Source organism: Streptomyces sp. NPDC043952 (assembly GCF_056435325.1).
Genome location: NZ_JBWKES010000001.1, coordinates 35,531 through 50,283, shown reverse-complemented (window position 1 = coordinate 50,283; position 14,753 = coordinate 35,531). Strand labels below are relative to the sequence as shown.

The 14,753-nt window shown below is 71.5% G+C and carries 12 protein-coding genes; 11 read left to right on the top strand and 1 reads right to left on the bottom strand.

What is annotated here, in order from left to right; translation table 11 throughout:
• The first annotated feature begins 18 nt into the window (after positions 1 to 18).
• The 11 genes from AC069R_RS00210 (at position 19) to AC069R_RS00160 (ending at position 13,261) form a co-directional block, all read left to right on the top strand.
• Complete coding sequence (locus AC069R_RS00210; RefSeq protein WP_478763179.1) at positions 19 to 333, top strand: pore-forming ESAT-6 family protein; 315 nt, start codon at positions 19 to 21, stop codon at positions 331 to 333.
• Positions 334 to 361: 28 nt separating this feature from the next.
• On the top strand, positions 362 to 763 hold the full coding sequence (locus AC069R_RS00205) for a DUF6507 family protein (protein WP_478763178.1): 402 nt from the start codon (positions 362 to 364) through the stop codon (positions 761 to 763).
• Positions 760 to 3,279, top strand: a complete 2,520-nt coding sequence (locus tag AC069R_RS00200) for a YwqJ-related putative deaminase (RefSeq protein ID WP_478763176.1) — start codon at positions 760 to 762, stop codon at positions 3,277 to 3,279. Before AC069R_RS00205 ends, AC069R_RS00200 begins: the two co-directional genes overlap by 4 nt.
• Positions 3,280 to 3,307: 28 nt before the next feature.
• Complete coding sequence (locus AC069R_RS00195) at positions 3,308 to 3,784, top strand: SUKH-3 domain-containing protein (RefSeq protein WP_478763174.1); 477 nt, start codon at positions 3,308 to 3,310, stop codon at positions 3,782 to 3,784.
• A gap of 13 nt (positions 3,785 to 3,797) precedes the next feature.
• Complete coding sequence (locus AC069R_RS00190; protein ID WP_478763680.1) at positions 3,798 to 4,163, top strand: YwqJ-related putative deaminase; 366 nt, start codon at positions 3,798 to 3,800, stop codon at positions 4,161 to 4,163.
• Positions 4,164 to 4,386: 223 nt separating this feature from the next.
• Positions 4,387 to 4,905 (top strand): HD domain-containing protein, encoded by a 519-nt coding sequence (locus AC069R_RS00185; RefSeq protein WP_478763172.1) that lies wholly within the window; start codon positions 4,387 to 4,389, stop codon positions 4,903 to 4,905.
• A gap of 44 nt (positions 4,906 to 4,949) precedes the next feature.
• Entirely contained in the window at positions 4,950 to 5,246 is a 297-nt protein-coding gene (locus AC069R_RS00180) for a hypothetical protein (RefSeq protein ID WP_478763171.1), read from the top strand.
• Positions 5,247 to 5,259: 13 nt separating this feature from the next.
• The gene (gene eccD, locus AC069R_RS00175; protein WP_478763170.1) at positions 5,260 to 6,615 is read left to right on the top strand and encodes a type VII secretion integral membrane protein EccD; all 1,356 of its coding nucleotides are present in this window, start codon (positions 5,260 to 5,262) and stop codon (positions 6,613 to 6,615) included.
• Between the two features lie 25 nt (positions 6,616 to 6,640).
• A complete protein-coding gene (locus AC069R_RS00170; protein ID WP_478763169.1) occupies positions 6,641 to 7,783 on the top strand; it encodes a MinD/ParA family ATP-binding protein in 1,143 nt (380 codons plus the stop codon).
• Positions 7,784 to 7,830: 47 nt separating this feature from the next.
• On the top strand, positions 7,831 to 11,808 hold the full coding sequence (gene eccCa, locus AC069R_RS00165) for a type VII secretion protein EccCa (RefSeq protein ID WP_478763168.1): 3,978 nt from the start codon (positions 7,831 to 7,833) through the stop codon (positions 11,806 to 11,808).
• Between the two features lie 22 nt (positions 11,809 to 11,830).
• On the top strand, positions 11,831 to 13,261 hold the full coding sequence (locus AC069R_RS00160) for a DUF6177 family protein (protein ID WP_478763166.1): 1,431 nt from the start codon (positions 11,831 to 11,833) through the stop codon (positions 13,259 to 13,261).
• A 114-nt stretch (positions 13,262 to 13,375) separates the two neighbouring features.
• Here AC069R_RS00160 and AC069R_RS00155 read toward each other — a convergent pair whose 3' ends face one another.
• Positions 13,376 to 14,563, bottom strand: a complete 1,188-nt coding sequence (locus AC069R_RS00155; RefSeq protein WP_478763164.1) for an acyltransferase family protein — start codon at positions 14,561 to 14,563, stop codon at positions 13,376 to 13,378.
• Positions 14,564 to 14,753: the final 190 nt, after the last annotated feature.

The window sequence follows — 14,753 nt, the reverse complement described above, 5'->3', positions numbered from 1 at the left end:
CACGGGGAGTGGTGTGTGATGGCGGGTTCTGGTGCGGATCGCCGGTCGTACGACACGGGTGCGTCGGCGGATGTGCAGGGGAATCTGGCGGGGGTGATCGCTCAGTTGGAGTCGGTGATCGCGGTGCGGGACAAGCAGGTGAAGAAGGCGATGGCGGACTTCACGGCCGATGGTGTGGCGGATGAGTACCACGGCAAGGAGCAGCGCTGGAACAGTGCGTCGCAGGAGGTGCGGAACATCATCCAGCTGCTGAAGACGACGATGGAGAAGAACGACTCGACGGCGCATGCGACGCTGGCGAGGGCGAAGTCGGCGGTGGACAACATCGGTTGACCGGGCGGCTGGTTCACGGGGGGCTGCTATGACGGGCTGGGATCTGCGTCCGCAGGGCATCGGTCAGGTGCTGTCGGCGACGGGGAAGACGGCGTCGCATCTGGAGACGCAGGCGAAGGATTTCGGGGCGCATCTTCAGTCGGCTGCGTCGAGCGCGGGCACGATCTCCGCCGACGGGTCGAGCGGTTCGGGCGGCTCGGGCGGTTCGGGTGGTGGGGCGCCGGGTGGTCTGGTGGCGCTGGCGTTGTCGCAGTACGCCGAGCATGCGACGAGGGATCTGCAGTTCATCGCGGCGCGGGCGGGTAAGTCGTTGCGGGGCGCGGTGGATGCGACGACGGCTTATCTGGACGGGGACGAGGTGATGGCGGCGCGGGCGCAGCGGGAGGCGTCGGCGCCGGGTGTGCGGATGCCGGGGGTGGGCGGGGCGTGATCAGGCCGGAGGAGATTCCGGAGTTCACCGGCGATCTGGAGCAGTTGGAGAAGGACTACGCGGCGCTGAAGAAGGACGCGGGGAACGTCCGTTCCACGGGTGCGGATGTGCACGCGCAGTTCCAGGGGCTGTCGGCGTATTACCAGGCGCCGGAGGCGGATCGGTTGTTCGCGTCGACGAAGCCGGTGGCGGATCGTGCGGACGCGTTCGGGTTGGATCTGGAGACGGTGGCGTCGGCGCTGTCGGGGTACGCGGCGGAGATCCGTCCGCTGGTGGAGAAGCTGAGGCAGCTCAAGCACGACGCGCAGGCGTTCGTCGACTCGGTCGAAGGTGACGACGACTGGCAGTACGACAAGGACAAGGTCAGGAAGAACAACCAGCTCCGTGATGATGTCACGGCGGCGGTGGCGGCGTTCTGGGCGGCGGAGCGTGCCTGTCACAACAAGATCACGGCGTTGTGGCACGGCACGCAGATGATCGCCGGTGACGGCAGCGACAAGAAGAACATGTACGGCTACAGCGCGGCCGATCTCAAGGGCGCGAAGGGGCTGCCGTGGGGTGATCCGGTGGAGCAGAAGCACCACTGGTACGACATCGGGCACTGGGCGAAGTCGTTCGTCTGGGACGGCCTGGTGGTGGACGGTATCTGGGGAACCGTCAAGGGCCTGGGCACCCTGGTGGGGGTGGACGGCTGGGATGCGATGAAGACGGCCTGGAAGGGGCTGGCGCAGCTGGCCACGGGGCTGGCGTTCATGAGCAACCCGGTGCTGGCTGCGGCGTTCTGGGCGACGCCGGACACGTACATGCCGTCGTGGCTGCGTGAGTCGCGCAACACGATGAAGCAGACCGGCAAGGCGCTGCTGGCGTGGGACGAGTGGGGCAAGAACCCGGCCCGTGCGGCCGGTGCGGTCACGTTCAACGTTGTGACCGCGGTGTTCACCGATGGTGCGGGGGCGGCGGCCGAGGGGGCGGGAAAGGCGGGCGCGGTCGCGAAGGCGATCTCGTTCGCGGGCAAGGCCGGCAAGGTCATCGACCCGATGACGTATGTCATGAAGGGCGCGGGCGCCGGTCTGTCGAAGATCGGCGATATCGGCAAGGCCCTCAAGGGCGCCGGGAAGATCGACCTTCCCAAGCTCCCCGACAACGCGATCACCCTGCCCCGCGGAACCGTCCACCTCCCCGACGGCACGGTCCGCCTCCCCGAGGGCGCATCACTCCCGAAGGGCGCGCTCCAACTCCCCGACGGCAACGTCCGGTTGCCGCATGACGCACCTTTGCACCCGGCGGGCACGGACCCCCTGCACACCCCCGAAGGCACGCCCCCGCTGTTCGCCGACGAACACGGCAACATCGTGGACCACAAGGGCGACGTCCTGATGCACCACGACGGCGGCCCCCTGGACATCACTCACCGACCCCCCACCGGCTCGGACCTCCCCCACACCCCGTCCCCGGCCAAACAACCAGCCCTGACCGGCGCGGGCGCCCACGGCGCGGAACGGGCCGGCGAACACATCAAACTCGGCGACAGCACCGGCCACGACCTCGGCGATCGCGTCCCGGCGAGCCCGGCGGTTCATGCAGGCGGTGACAGCGTCCCGGCGGTTCATGCGAGTGACGACTTGCCAGGTGGTCGAGTCGGCGACGTCCACGGCAGCGGCGCCGGGGAACATTCACCGGACGGAAGCGGGCGCCACGTACCAAGCGGCACAGCTCATGATCATGGTTCGGAAACCTCCGCCCATCATCAGTCTGTGTCCGGCCATGCAGACCACGGGGACGCAGGCGGACACGAACACGGGCAGCACGAGGGCCACGGGGGCCACCACGGTGAGGTCGGCGGAGGCGGCTCCAGCGACTCTGGTTTCCCCGGCGCCCACTCTTCGGAGGTGGACCCGCAAGGCACTCCCCTGGAACCGCAACCGGACTGGCATGGGCAGAGCGCGGACAACATGCGGCACTACCGCCGCCCAGCCCTGGATCTTTCCCACTTGCCGCGGAACGAGCAACTCGTCGTGCTCAAGGAAGAGTCGGCCGCGCTGGCGGACGACGCTCGCAACGCGCCCGGTGGAGCGGCGGAGCCTGGCACGAACCATCTTGATTCTGGCTGTGCGGGGAGTTTGCTGCACGACAATGTAGTGACGGCGCATAGCAGTACAACGAAGATGCACGGGCAGAAGCTGCCTCGTACGCATAGGGTATTGGCAGGTATACTGGAAAAGATTCAGAGTGATGCGGTGGCTTCCGGACGGAAGGCCGGGCTGGGGCACGGAAAGTGCGCCGAAATTTCCCTCATCAGTGACCGCCTGCATCAGTTGGACCCGACTGGGGAAAACATCCAGACCGTCTCCGAAGCGAGAAAACTGCTTGAGGGGAGCGTGATGCACACCCGTCAAATCGGTGATCTCGTCGACCGCAAGACTGGTGAGCTGGTACGACAACATGGAGAATTTCTGGCGCCCTGTGAAACATGCAAACACGTGCTGCCTCAACTGGGTATACACGTAGCTTACTGAAACTTTGGCTTGGAGAATGGATCGGCACATGACTTTGGAGCAGCCGACACAAGAAGTAGCCGACTGGCTCGTCGTAAATGGCTGGTTTCCTGGCCGTGACATCGGTGCAGAGGCCGACGAGCTGGCCGGAGTGCGTGTGCGGGACTCCGAGCGGCAAGGTGTGCCGCTGACTCCGGTCCAACCAGCGCTCCAGGTCATCCACGCATACGGCAAGCTCAGGCTTCCCCAGCCGAATACGCCGGGTATGGCATGGGTGATGGATCCGACCGTGGGCTATGACGGGGACGCCGCCGCCATCATGGAAGTGGCCGGAGGGCTCGGCGCAGCGCTGTTTCCTGTGGGATATGAGGCCTCGGAGTCCGGAATCCTGCTGGTGGATGAGAAGGGCCGCTTCTTTCACCTCCATCACACAGGGGGATATTATCTGGGGGAGAATGAATTCGACGCATTTTCGCGATTCTTGAAGGGGTTGCCAGATCCCGACGTGGAGGACTATTTTGTCTGATCAGTTCCCCGCCGTGGCCTCTTCGCTCCTGGTCAATGGGACAGTCCTGAGTCACACGAGCGTCATCGGATCGGGGCAACTCAATCTGCACCCTGCTGTTCGTGGCTTCGTTGAGTCGCTGCCTCAGGACGAACGGAGATCTTATACAGGGCGTTGTGCCGAGATGGCGCTGGTGTCGGACCAGTTCTGGCAGTTGGACGCCGAGCGGACAGACGGCCGGACCACCACGATTCGTGAGGCTACCGCGCACTTCGAGGGCGCCGCGTTGATATCGCGCATGATTCGTGAACCGGGAAACCCGGACCACGGGAGGCCGACGGAACCCTGCCCCGTCTGTTCCGCGCTCCTCTCGGCACTGGGCATCCAGGTCATAGGGTAAGTCGAGCCCCTGCCGGCTATGGAGTCGGTGTGGCCGACGCCCGTACCTGGCCCACGCGTACCGGAGGGCGGCCTCCCCGGTGGGATGCTGCATACGCCTCGGCGCCCTGGGTATGCCGGTTCCGTGGAGGACTCCCGGTTGCGTCCGCGAAACCGGTCGACCCGGCTGTGCCACCCGCGCGTTCGTGTTCTATCTTGCACGGGCAAAGTGAGGGGGACCCTGTATGCCGGACGACGGGCTGTCCGAAACGCCGGGCATGACGCTCGCCGAGGTCGAGGCCGTCGCGTGCGCCGCGCACGCCGGGCAGCGGGACAAGGCCGGACGCCCCTACGCCGAGCACCTGCGGGCCGTCGCCGAGGGCGTACGGGCCCGCGGCGGGGGCGAGGAGCTGATCGCCGCCGCCTGGCTGCACGACGCGGTCGAGGACGGCGTGCTCAGCGAGGAATGGCTGGCGGCGGCCCCGCTCGCCCAGCGCACCAAGGACGTCGTACGGGCCGTGACCAAGCGGCCGGGCGAGGAGCCGCGGGCGTACGCGGGGCGGATCCTGGCCACGCCGGGCGCGCGGCTGGTCAAGGCGGCCGACCTCGCGCACAACGCCGACCCGCGCCGGCTGGCCGCCCTGGACGAGCCCACCGCGCGGCGGCTGACCGGGAAGTACGCCGCCATGCGCGAGTACCTCGGGCTCACCACCGAAGCCACCGCCGACGGCGCCGCGTCCGCCCCCACCACCGCCGCCGACTGACCGACCACCGACCGCAGAGAACACAGGCACGGGGGACCAACTCAATGGCACGGGACTACGACAGCCAACTGCTGGAGTCGGTGGCGGTGCGCCGGCGCCGGCTGCGTGACGCCCTGCTGTTCGGCGCGCAGCGCGCCCGGCGCTCCACCGACGAACGGCTCGGCAAGGTGTTCGCGGGCATCGCCATCGCGGCCGTCCTGTGCGCCGGCTGCGTCGGCTGGTCCTTCCTCCAGGCCACCCTGGCGAAGCAGAAGCAGCAGCAACAACAGCAGCAGCAACAGCTGTACGGCACCCCCTCCGCACCGCCGTCCTCAACCCCCTCGGCCCCGATTTCGCGATGATAGGTTCCGGTGAGTGGTGAGCACAGCAACGACGTCCCGGACCCAACTGAGCCGGGTCACGCTGGTCGGTGAACGCCGGCGGGCCGACATCGTCCTGCCGTCGGACACCCCGATCGGCCAACTGCTGCCGGACATACTCCAGTTGCTCGACGACCGGGCCGCCGCCCGGCCCATGACCCGGCAACTGGTCACCTCCGACGGCTCGGTACTGCCGCACGACGCCACGCTGGCCTCGGCCGACGTGCCCGACGGCGCCGTGCTCCAGCTGGTGCGCGCCCATGCCGCGCCGCCCGCCCCGGTCGTGCACGACGTCACCGACCAGGTCGCCGACGACCTCGACCTGCGCGCCTGGCGCTGGCGGCCCGCCGCCCGCCGGGTCAGTGCCGGGGTGGCCACCGCCCTGTTCGCCGTCGCCGCGGCCCTGCTGGCGCGGCGCGAGTTCGCGCTCGGCTCCGTCGCCCTCGCGCTCGCCGCCGTCACCGTCGTCTTCCTGGCGACCGGCGCGCTCGTCGCCCGGATCGGCACCGGCAACCGGGGGCTCGCCACCGCGCTGCTGTTCGCCGCCGGGGGACTCGGGGTGCTCGCCGCCTGGACCGCCGCCGACGCCCACGGCTGGTCGGGCCCCGCCCGGCTGGCCGGTGTCGCCGCGGCACCGGTGCTCACCCTCGTCCTGCTCGCCTACTCCTCCCCGTTCGGCCGCGGCGCGCTCATCGGCGCGGGGGCGGGCGCCGGCATCACCCTGGTGTGGGAGGCGGTCGCCGCCGTACAGGACCGGCCGGACCGGCTCGGCGCGGTGATGGCCGTGTTCTCCGTCGTCCTGCTCGGACTGCTGCCCCGGCTCGCGCTGATGGCCTCCGGGCTCACCGGACTCGACGACCGGCGCTCCGCGGGCGCGTCGGTCAGCCGCCACCAGGTCGCCAACGCGCTCGCCGCGACCCACCGCGGGCTCGCGCTGGCCACCGTCGCCACCGTCGCCTCGGCCGCCGCCGGGGGCTGGCTGCTGACCGCGGCCGGGCGGCCGACCGGGTGGACGGTGGCCCTCACCTCGCTCACCGCCGTCGTCCTGCTCTGCCGGGCCCGTGCCTTCCCGCTGGTCGCCGAGGTGGTGGCGCTGTTCGGCGCGGCCGCGCTGCTCGTCGTACGGCTCGCGGCGCAATGGGCGGCCCACGCGGGCGGGGCCGGCCCGCTGGTGCTGCTGTGCGCTGCCGGGGCGCTCCCGCTGCTGGCCCTCGTGGCCCAGCCGGCCGAGTATGTGCGGGTGCGGCTGCGGCGGATCGGGGACCTGATCGAGTCTGCCGGCCTGATCGGGCTTTTCCCGCTCGTCGTCGGCGTGTTCGGCATCTACGGGCAGCTGCTCGACAAATTCTGAGGCCAGGTCGGGAGTGAAGGGCGACATGCCGAACGGGGACAACTGGCAGGGCGACGTACTGCGCGAGCTGAGAGGCGGCACCCCGCAGCAGCCCGCACCCGAGCAGCCGGGACCGGGCGCCACGGCCCCGGCGCACAGCCGGCCACAGCAGCAGCCGTACCACCCCCCGCAGCCGTACCACCCTCAGCACCAGCAACAGCAGCCGCGCCCCCCGGCCCCACCGGGCGCCCCCGCCGCGCCGCGCGTCACCCCCGACTCCCGGCCCGTGCTCGACAAACAGCTCGCGGCCACCGCGCTCAAGCCGCGCCGGGGCGAACCCTTCGGCACCCGCGCCCTGCGCGCCGTACGCCGTACCGTCTCCTCCTCCGCGGCCCGCGAGGTCGCCGGTGCCGCCGCGACCGCCGAAGTGCTCCAGCAGGCCGTCACCACCGGCCGCCAGATCGCGGTGACGTCCATCCGCGGCGGCTGCGGCAAGACGACCGTCACCGCGCTGCTCGGCACCACCTACGCCCACTACCGCCAGGACCCGGTGCTCGTCGTCGAGGCCGACCCGGCGCTCGGCTCGCTGCCGCTCCGGCTCGGCGCCCAGGCGCTGCGCTGGACCACAGGCGACCTCGCCGCCCTGGTGGAACCGCAGATGTCGCTGCTCGACGTCACCGGCTACCTGGTCCAGCTCCCCGGCAACGCCTGGCTGCTGCCCGGCAGCCAGGGCCAGGTCGGCGCCATGCTCGACACCAGGGCGTACGAACGGGTCATGGTCTCGCTGCGCCGCTACTTCGGGGTGACCGTCGTCGACTGCGAGACCCTGCCCGCCGAGGTCGCCCGCACGGCGCTGGCCGCGGCACAGGCCCGCGTGCTCACCGTGCCCGCGACCCTGGAAGGCATCGCCAGCACCCGCGCCGTCCTGGAGTGGATGCGCAACCTGCCCCGGCACGTGCTCGCCTCCACCGTCGTCGTCCTCACCGAGACCGCCCCGCACCCCGGCCTCGACCTGCGCAAAGCCACCGAAGAACTCACCGCGGCCGGAGTCACCGTGGCGGCCCTGCCCTACGACCGCCACCTCGCGGCCGGCGGCACCATCCACACCGGACTCCTCGCCCGCGCCACCCACGACGCCGTCACCCGGCTCGCCGCCGAAGTCTTCCGGCTCTCCCAGAAACAGCGCTGACCGCCCGACAGGAAGGGACCGAGGAACCCGAGGACGAGGCAACGAAGATGAGCACCCGACTGATCCACCGCCCCGCGCGCACCACCCGGCCGCCGGCCCCGCCCGAGCCGCGCACCATAGAGGCGCCGCCCAACCTGCCCGAGGGCAAGGCCGGTTCGGTGCTGCACTCGCTGCTGCCCATCGCCGGGGTCATGTCGTCCGTCGTGATGATGACCGTCGTACGCAACAGCCAGTTCGCCGGGCTCGGCGCGATCATCCTCGTCGTCACCCTGACCGGCTCCCTCGCCATGGCCTTCTCGCAGCGCGGCAAGGCCCAGCGCACCCGCCGCACCCAGCGCGAGGCATACCTCGCCTACCTGGAGGAACTGCGCGAACAGCTGGCCGGCGAGGAACGCGAGCGGCGCGAGCGCGCCCAGGTGCTCGACCCGCCGCCGGACGCCCTCTACGACATCGTGCGCGACCCCGCCCGGCTGTGGGAACGGCGCCGCACGGACGGGGACTTCCTGCGGGTGCGGGTCGGCACCGGACAGATGCCGGTGCGCGATCTGAAGATCGCCCAGCAGGGTTCCTCCGTGCTCACCCCGCCCGACCGGTTCATGCTCAACGAGGCCTCCGCGCTGACCGCCCGCTTCGGCACCGGCTCCGAGCTGCCGCTCACCGTCCTGCTCGACCGCGTCGGCAACGTCAGCGTCATCGGCCCGCGCGCGGACACCCTGCGCGTCGCCCGCGCGCTGTTCCTCCAGACCGCCGCCGCCCACGCCCCGGACGACGTGGCCCTCGCCGTCGCGGCCCCCGGCGACCGGCTGGCCGACTGGGAGTGGGCCAAGTGGCTGCCGCACCTGCTGGACACCGAGCAGTACGACGGCCCGGTCGCCGCCCGCCGTATCGCGCCCTCGCTGCCCCAGCTCGCCCGGCAGCTCGGCGCCGAGCTGCGCCGCCGCGCCTCCTACGCGGCCGAGGTGCGCCGCGGACTGTCCGGCAAGGACGCCCTCGCCATGGCCTCCCGGCTCCTCGTCGTCGCCGACGCGCACGGCGAGGACGCCGTGGAGCTGCCGCGCCCCGACGACGCGGTCGGGCTGCGGGAGATGGGGGTCACCGTGCTGCACCTGCTCGACGAGCGGGTGCGGGAGCCCGGCAGCGTCGGGGTGCGGATCACCGTCGACGGAACCCGCATCCTCATCGAGGACCTGCGCGCGGACGAGCCGGTCAGCTCCAGCGGCACGGTGGACGAGGCCGGTACCGCGCTCGCCGAGGGACTGGCCCGGATGCTCGCCCCGCTGCGGCTGTCCGCGGAGTCCCTGGTCGACGCCCCGCTGACCGGCCCGGTCGACTTCGCGGAGCTGCTCGGCATCGAGGACGTCGCCCGGCTCGACCTGGACCGGCTGTGGGCACCGCGCGGCGAACGCGCCTTCCTGCGCGTCCCGATCGGCGTCGGCGACGGCCACGAGCCCGTGCTCCTCGACCTCAAGGAGTCCTCCGAACTGGGCATGGGCCCGCACGGACTGTGCGTCGGCGCCACCGGCTCCGGCAAGTCCGAGCTGCTGCGCACCCTCGTCCTCGCACTCGTCGCCACCCACCCGCCGGAGGACCTCGCGCTGGTCCTCGTCGACTACAAGGGCGGCGCCACCTTCGCCCCCTTCGCGGGCCTCCCGCACGTGGCCGGTGTGATCACCAACCTGGAGAACCAGGCCGGCCTGGTCGAACGCGTCCACGCCTCGCTGGCCGGCGAGGTCAAGCGGCGCCAGCAGGTCCTCAAGGAGGCCGGCAACGTCGCCGACATCGGCCACTACGCCGCACTGCGCGCCGAGCGGCGCCCCGACCTCGACCCGCTTCCCCACCTGTTCGTGGTGATCGACGAGTTCGGTGAACTGCTCACCGCCAAGCCGGACTTCATCGACCTGTTCCTGTCCATCGGCCGCATCGGCCGCTCCATCGGTGTCCACCTGCTGCTGTCCAGCCAGCGGATCGAGGGCGGCAAGCTCAAGGGCCTGGACACGTATCTGTCGTACCGGCTCGGCCTGCGCACCTTCTCCGCCGACGAGTCCCGTACCGTCCTCGACACCACGGACGCCTTCCACTTGCCGCCGCTGCCCGGCTTCGGCTACCTCAAGGTCGACACCAGCCACTACGAGCGGTTCAAGGCGGGCTACGTCTCCGGCGGCTACCGCGGCCCCGTCCAGCGGGAGACCGGGGACACCGGGCCGCTCGCCCTGGAGTACCCGGCGTACAACACCCTGGGCCGGGAGGAGGACACCGGGCCCGAGGAACCGCAGATGCGGCGCCGGGAGACCGGGCCGACCGAGATGGGCGTCATGGTCCGGCAGATCGAGGACTCCGGCGCCCCTGCCGTGCGCCAGATCTGGCTGCCCCCGCTGCCCGACGCCATCGCCCTCGACCAGGTCGCGGGACCCGTCGAGGTGGGCGCCCGCGGCATGCAGCTGTCCCGGCGCCGGGGCCCGCTCCAGGTGCCGCTGGGCATCCTGGACGACCCGACCCGCCAGTGGCAGGGCCAGTGGTACCTGGACCTCACGGTGGCGGGCGGCCACGCGGCGGTCATCGGCGGCCCCCAGTCCGGCAAGACCACCCTGCTGCGCACCCTCGCCCTGTCCCTGGCGCTCACCCACACCCCGCAGGAGGTCGGCGTCTACGGCCTCGACCTGGTCGGCGGCGGCCTCCAGGCGCTGTCCGTCCTGCCGCACGTGGGCGGGGTCGCGGGCCGGGCCGACCGGGAGCGCTGCGCCCGCACCATCGACTCCGTGCGCGCCATGCTGGACCAGCGCGAGGAACTGTTCCGGCTGCACCACGTGGACTCCCTGGAACAGCTGCGGACCCTGCGCGCGGCCGGGCGCGTGCCCGAGCTGGCCTCCACCGAGATCGTGCTGCTCATCGACGGCTTCGGCGCCCTGCGCGACGACTTCGAGGAACTCGACGACGCGGTCGGCGACATCCTCAAGCGCGGCAGCGGCTACGGCATCCACGTGGTCGCCGGCATGCTCCGCTGGAACGACGTGCGCATCGCCGCCCAGTCCCAGTTCGGCACCCGCGTGGAGCTCCGGCTGAACGACGCGGGCGAGTCCAGCATCGACCGCAGGCTCGCCCAGACCCTCGCGCCCGAGGAGAAGGGCCGCGTCCTCACCGACGGCAAGCTCTTCGCCCAGGTCGCCCTGCCCCGCACCGACGGCATCGCCGACACCGCCGACCTCGGCGCGGTCCTGGAGCGCACGGCCCGTACGATCCGCGCCACCTGGACCGGCGAGACCGCCCAGCCGGTCCGGGTGCTGCCACACCTCCTGGAGCCCCACCTGCTGCCCGGCCCGGCGGCCGAACCGCACCGGGTCCCGATCGGCCTTGACCAGACCCAGCTGGCGCCGGTCCTGCTCGACCTGTTCCGGCACGACCAGCACCTGCTGATCATGGGCGACAGCGAGTGCGGCAAGACCAACCTGCTCAAAGCCGTCGCCGGGGGCCTGATCGAGCGCTACGGCGAGGAGGAACTGGTCTTCGGCGTCATGGACCCGCGGCGCGGGCTGCGCGGCGCCATCCCGGAGGAGTACCGGGGCGGCTACGCCTACAACGCCAAGCTGAGCGCGGCCCTGTCCGCGGGCATCGCCACCGAACTGGAGAAGCGGATGCCCGACGAGAGCGCGGACGGCGCGGACCTGGAACCGGGCAGCTGGGGCTCGGGCCCCCGGATCGTGATCCTGGTCGACGACTACGACGTGCTCACCACCGCGGGCCAGCAGCCGCTCGCGCCCTTCCTGCCGTACATCCCCTCGGCCCAGGACATCGGGCTGCACTTCGTCCTCACCCGCCGGGTGGCCGGCGCCTCCCGCGGCCTGTACGAGCCGTTGCTGCAAAGCCTGCGCGAGTCCGGCGCCTCGGCGCTGGTGATGGCGGGCGACCGCGGCGAGGGGCAGCTGTTCCCCGGTGTGTACGCCGGCCAGCAGCCGCCCGGCCGGGGTGTCCTGGTCCGCAGGGGCGAACCGAACCGGCTGATCCAGACCGTGTACGTGGGCGACAGGTAGAACAGGCAGGGACGGGAAGACCATGACGAAGGACATCGTCGCTCTCACCAGGAAGATGCCCGACCCGCTCAGCGTGCTCGCGGCCCTGCTCGCCGGCGGCCCGGACGTACTGGCCGGCGCGGCGGGGGGCGGCGCGGTGGTGCAGCTCTGCGACGACCGGGGCCGCCCCCTGGTCTCCGTCGAGGCACCTCTGCTGGTGCAGGTCAGGGGAGAGGCACGGCGGCTGCTCGGGGCGAGCGAGCCGGAGCTGCCGTACTGGTGGACGGAGGCCCGTGCCACCACCGGGGTCAAGCAGGCCGAGGAACTCGCCGGGACCTTCGCGGCCCGGATCGCCACCCTGGTCGGCGGCACCGCCTGGCCGCGGGAGGCGGCGCGCTCGCTGGCCGTGGTGAAGACGGACGGGGTCCGCGCGGTGCCGGCCCCGGCCGCGGCGCAGCCCGCCGTGGACGTGCTCACCGACAAGGTCGCCGTGGTGATCCAGGACCGCCCGGTGGTCGCGATGACCGCCTGGCTCTCGGACGCCTTCCGGGCCGTCGCCGACGCCGGACTCGGCCTCCAGATCGTCACCCCCGCCGGTACCCGGCTCTCCCCGGCGGTCCGCAACAGCCTGCCGGGCTGGCCCTCGCGCTGGGTCGTGCAGGACGAGCGGGACGGCTACTACGACGGCCTGTCCGGAGCCGTACTGCACTGGCACGACGGCATGTTCGCGCCGGTGCCGTCCCCGGACCCGGAGGCGACCCCGGAGGACCCCCGCACCCCGATGGCGAAGGCGTTCGCCCCCGCGACCGCGGACGCCGGCGAACGCCAGCTGGCCGTGTCCTTCCGGGCCGTGCACCCGGCGGACGAACGGCTCGTGCTCGGCGGCGCCCTGGAGGCCGTATGGCGTGAACTGACCGGCGAGCCGCCGGCCGGCTGGGGCACCGAGGAGCCCGTCAACCTGCCGTGGTCGCCGCGGGCGTTGACGGACGTGGCGTACGAGCGGGCACCCCGGCCGACCTGGCTGGTGGCCGTCGGCAGCCCCGAGCGCCCCGCACTCGCGACGGTCCGGATCAGCCGGACCGAGGGCGGGGTGGAGGAGGACGTCACGCTGGCGTTCGGCTACGGGCCGGACGAGGAACTGCCGGCGGAGACCGCCGTGGTCCGGGCGGCCGAGGCCCTCGCCACCCGGCACGACCTCCAGTCGATGCTGGTCCAGGTCCGCCGGGCCCGCCGCGATCTGTCCGTGCCGCCGCGCTTCGAAGGGCCCGGCGTCCCGTACGCCTTCGTGCTCGGCGCCGACGAGGTGCGGGAGATGCCCGGCGAGCGGGCCCGCCGCACCCCGCTGCCCCGGCCGCCGCGCGAGCTGGGCCCGAAGCGCCGCCCGGCGTTGTACTACCCCTTGCCCGGCAACCCCTCGGACCTGTCGGGCTGGGCGGACTTCGACCGGCTGATGAGGCACCTCAAGGGCAACTGAGGGGCCTCATCGGCGCGCGGCATCGGGCGCCCGGCATCGGGCGCCCGGCATCGGCGCCCGGCTTCGGCAGCGGCCGGCGGCTTCGGCCTCGGCGGGTGGCTTCGGCTCCCGCCCTCAGACGCCCGCCTTCACCGGCTCCCGCTCCTTGCCCTGCCGTTCGCGGGCCAGTTGCGTCGCGTCCTGGACGAAGGCCCACGCCATCCTGGGTTCCATGGCGAAACGGAACAGCCGCTGCACCGGCTTGGTGCACAGGACCGTGACGGTGGCCACCGCGAGGACGGTGACGACGGCCGAGCCGTAGTCGCCGTAGCGCAGGGCGATGTCGAAGCCGCCCAGGAAGAGCACGCTCTTGATCACGAAGCCGTGCAGCAGATAGCCGTACAGCGTGCCCGCGCCGAGCGCGGTGAACCAGGTACGGCGGCCCGGCACCCACGCCAGGAAGCAGGCGGTGAGCAGCACGGCGCAGCCGAACATGGCCAGCGTCATCAGCGGCCCGATCCACCAGGGGGCGCCCAGTTCCTGCGCGGAGTCCTGCCGGTAGAACCAGTTGTCGTTCATGTGCGGCGCGGTCCACCAGCCGATGGCCAGCGCCGCCGCGAACACCGGCAGCGACAGGATGCGCATCCGCCGGGTGCGCATCAGCGCGAAGTGCTCCGGCTTCAGCAGCAGTCCGAGGACGAAACACGGCAGGAACTGGAGGATGCGGCCGAAGTCCAGGCTGTCGTCGACCCCCGGCGTGACCGAGCCGAGCATGGCGAGCCCGAGCGCGACCGGCAGCGGCCAGCGCACCAGCTTCCACAGGGGACTGGTCATCCGCCACACGAACAGCGCGAGCAGGAACCACGTCAGGTAGTACGGCGAGAACAGGTTGATCGGACCGTCCATGTGGCCCGCGTACCGCTTGAACAGCGAGTAGGCGAGCTGGAACAGCACATACGGCACCGCGACGCCGGTGACCAGGCGCTTCACCCGGTCCGGGCGCATGTCGAAACTGCGCGAGAAATAACCGGAGATGACGATGAACGCCGGCATGTGGAAGGTGTAGACGACGTTGTACAGGTCTTCGAGGGCCCGGTTGTCGGTCTTCAGGGGGGACCAGGAGTGCCCGATCGCGACCAGCGCGATGGCCAGGTACTTGGCGTTGTCGAAGAACGGATCGCGTTCTTTGCCGGGTCTGACCGCCTTCGCCGGCTCCTCCTGCGGGCGCTGCGGGGCGCGCGGTCCGGGCACTCCGTCCGCCGGCGACTGTGCCGGGGGGAGTGGCCGTGGGTTCTGGCCGGGGGAGGAGGCGGCGTCAAACATCTCAGGCACCCTAGCGTCGTCGGCGGGATTCCGTAAAACCCCCGTCGTCATTCCTGGTTATCGCCTTCGTATGCCCTGGGGTTTTCCGAACTCGCCTCCCCGGTGCACGTGATGATGCACACACAGAGGTCCGCCGTTGGACCCTGATGTCCAGATTCATCCCCAATAATTGGGGCATACCGCACCTCGG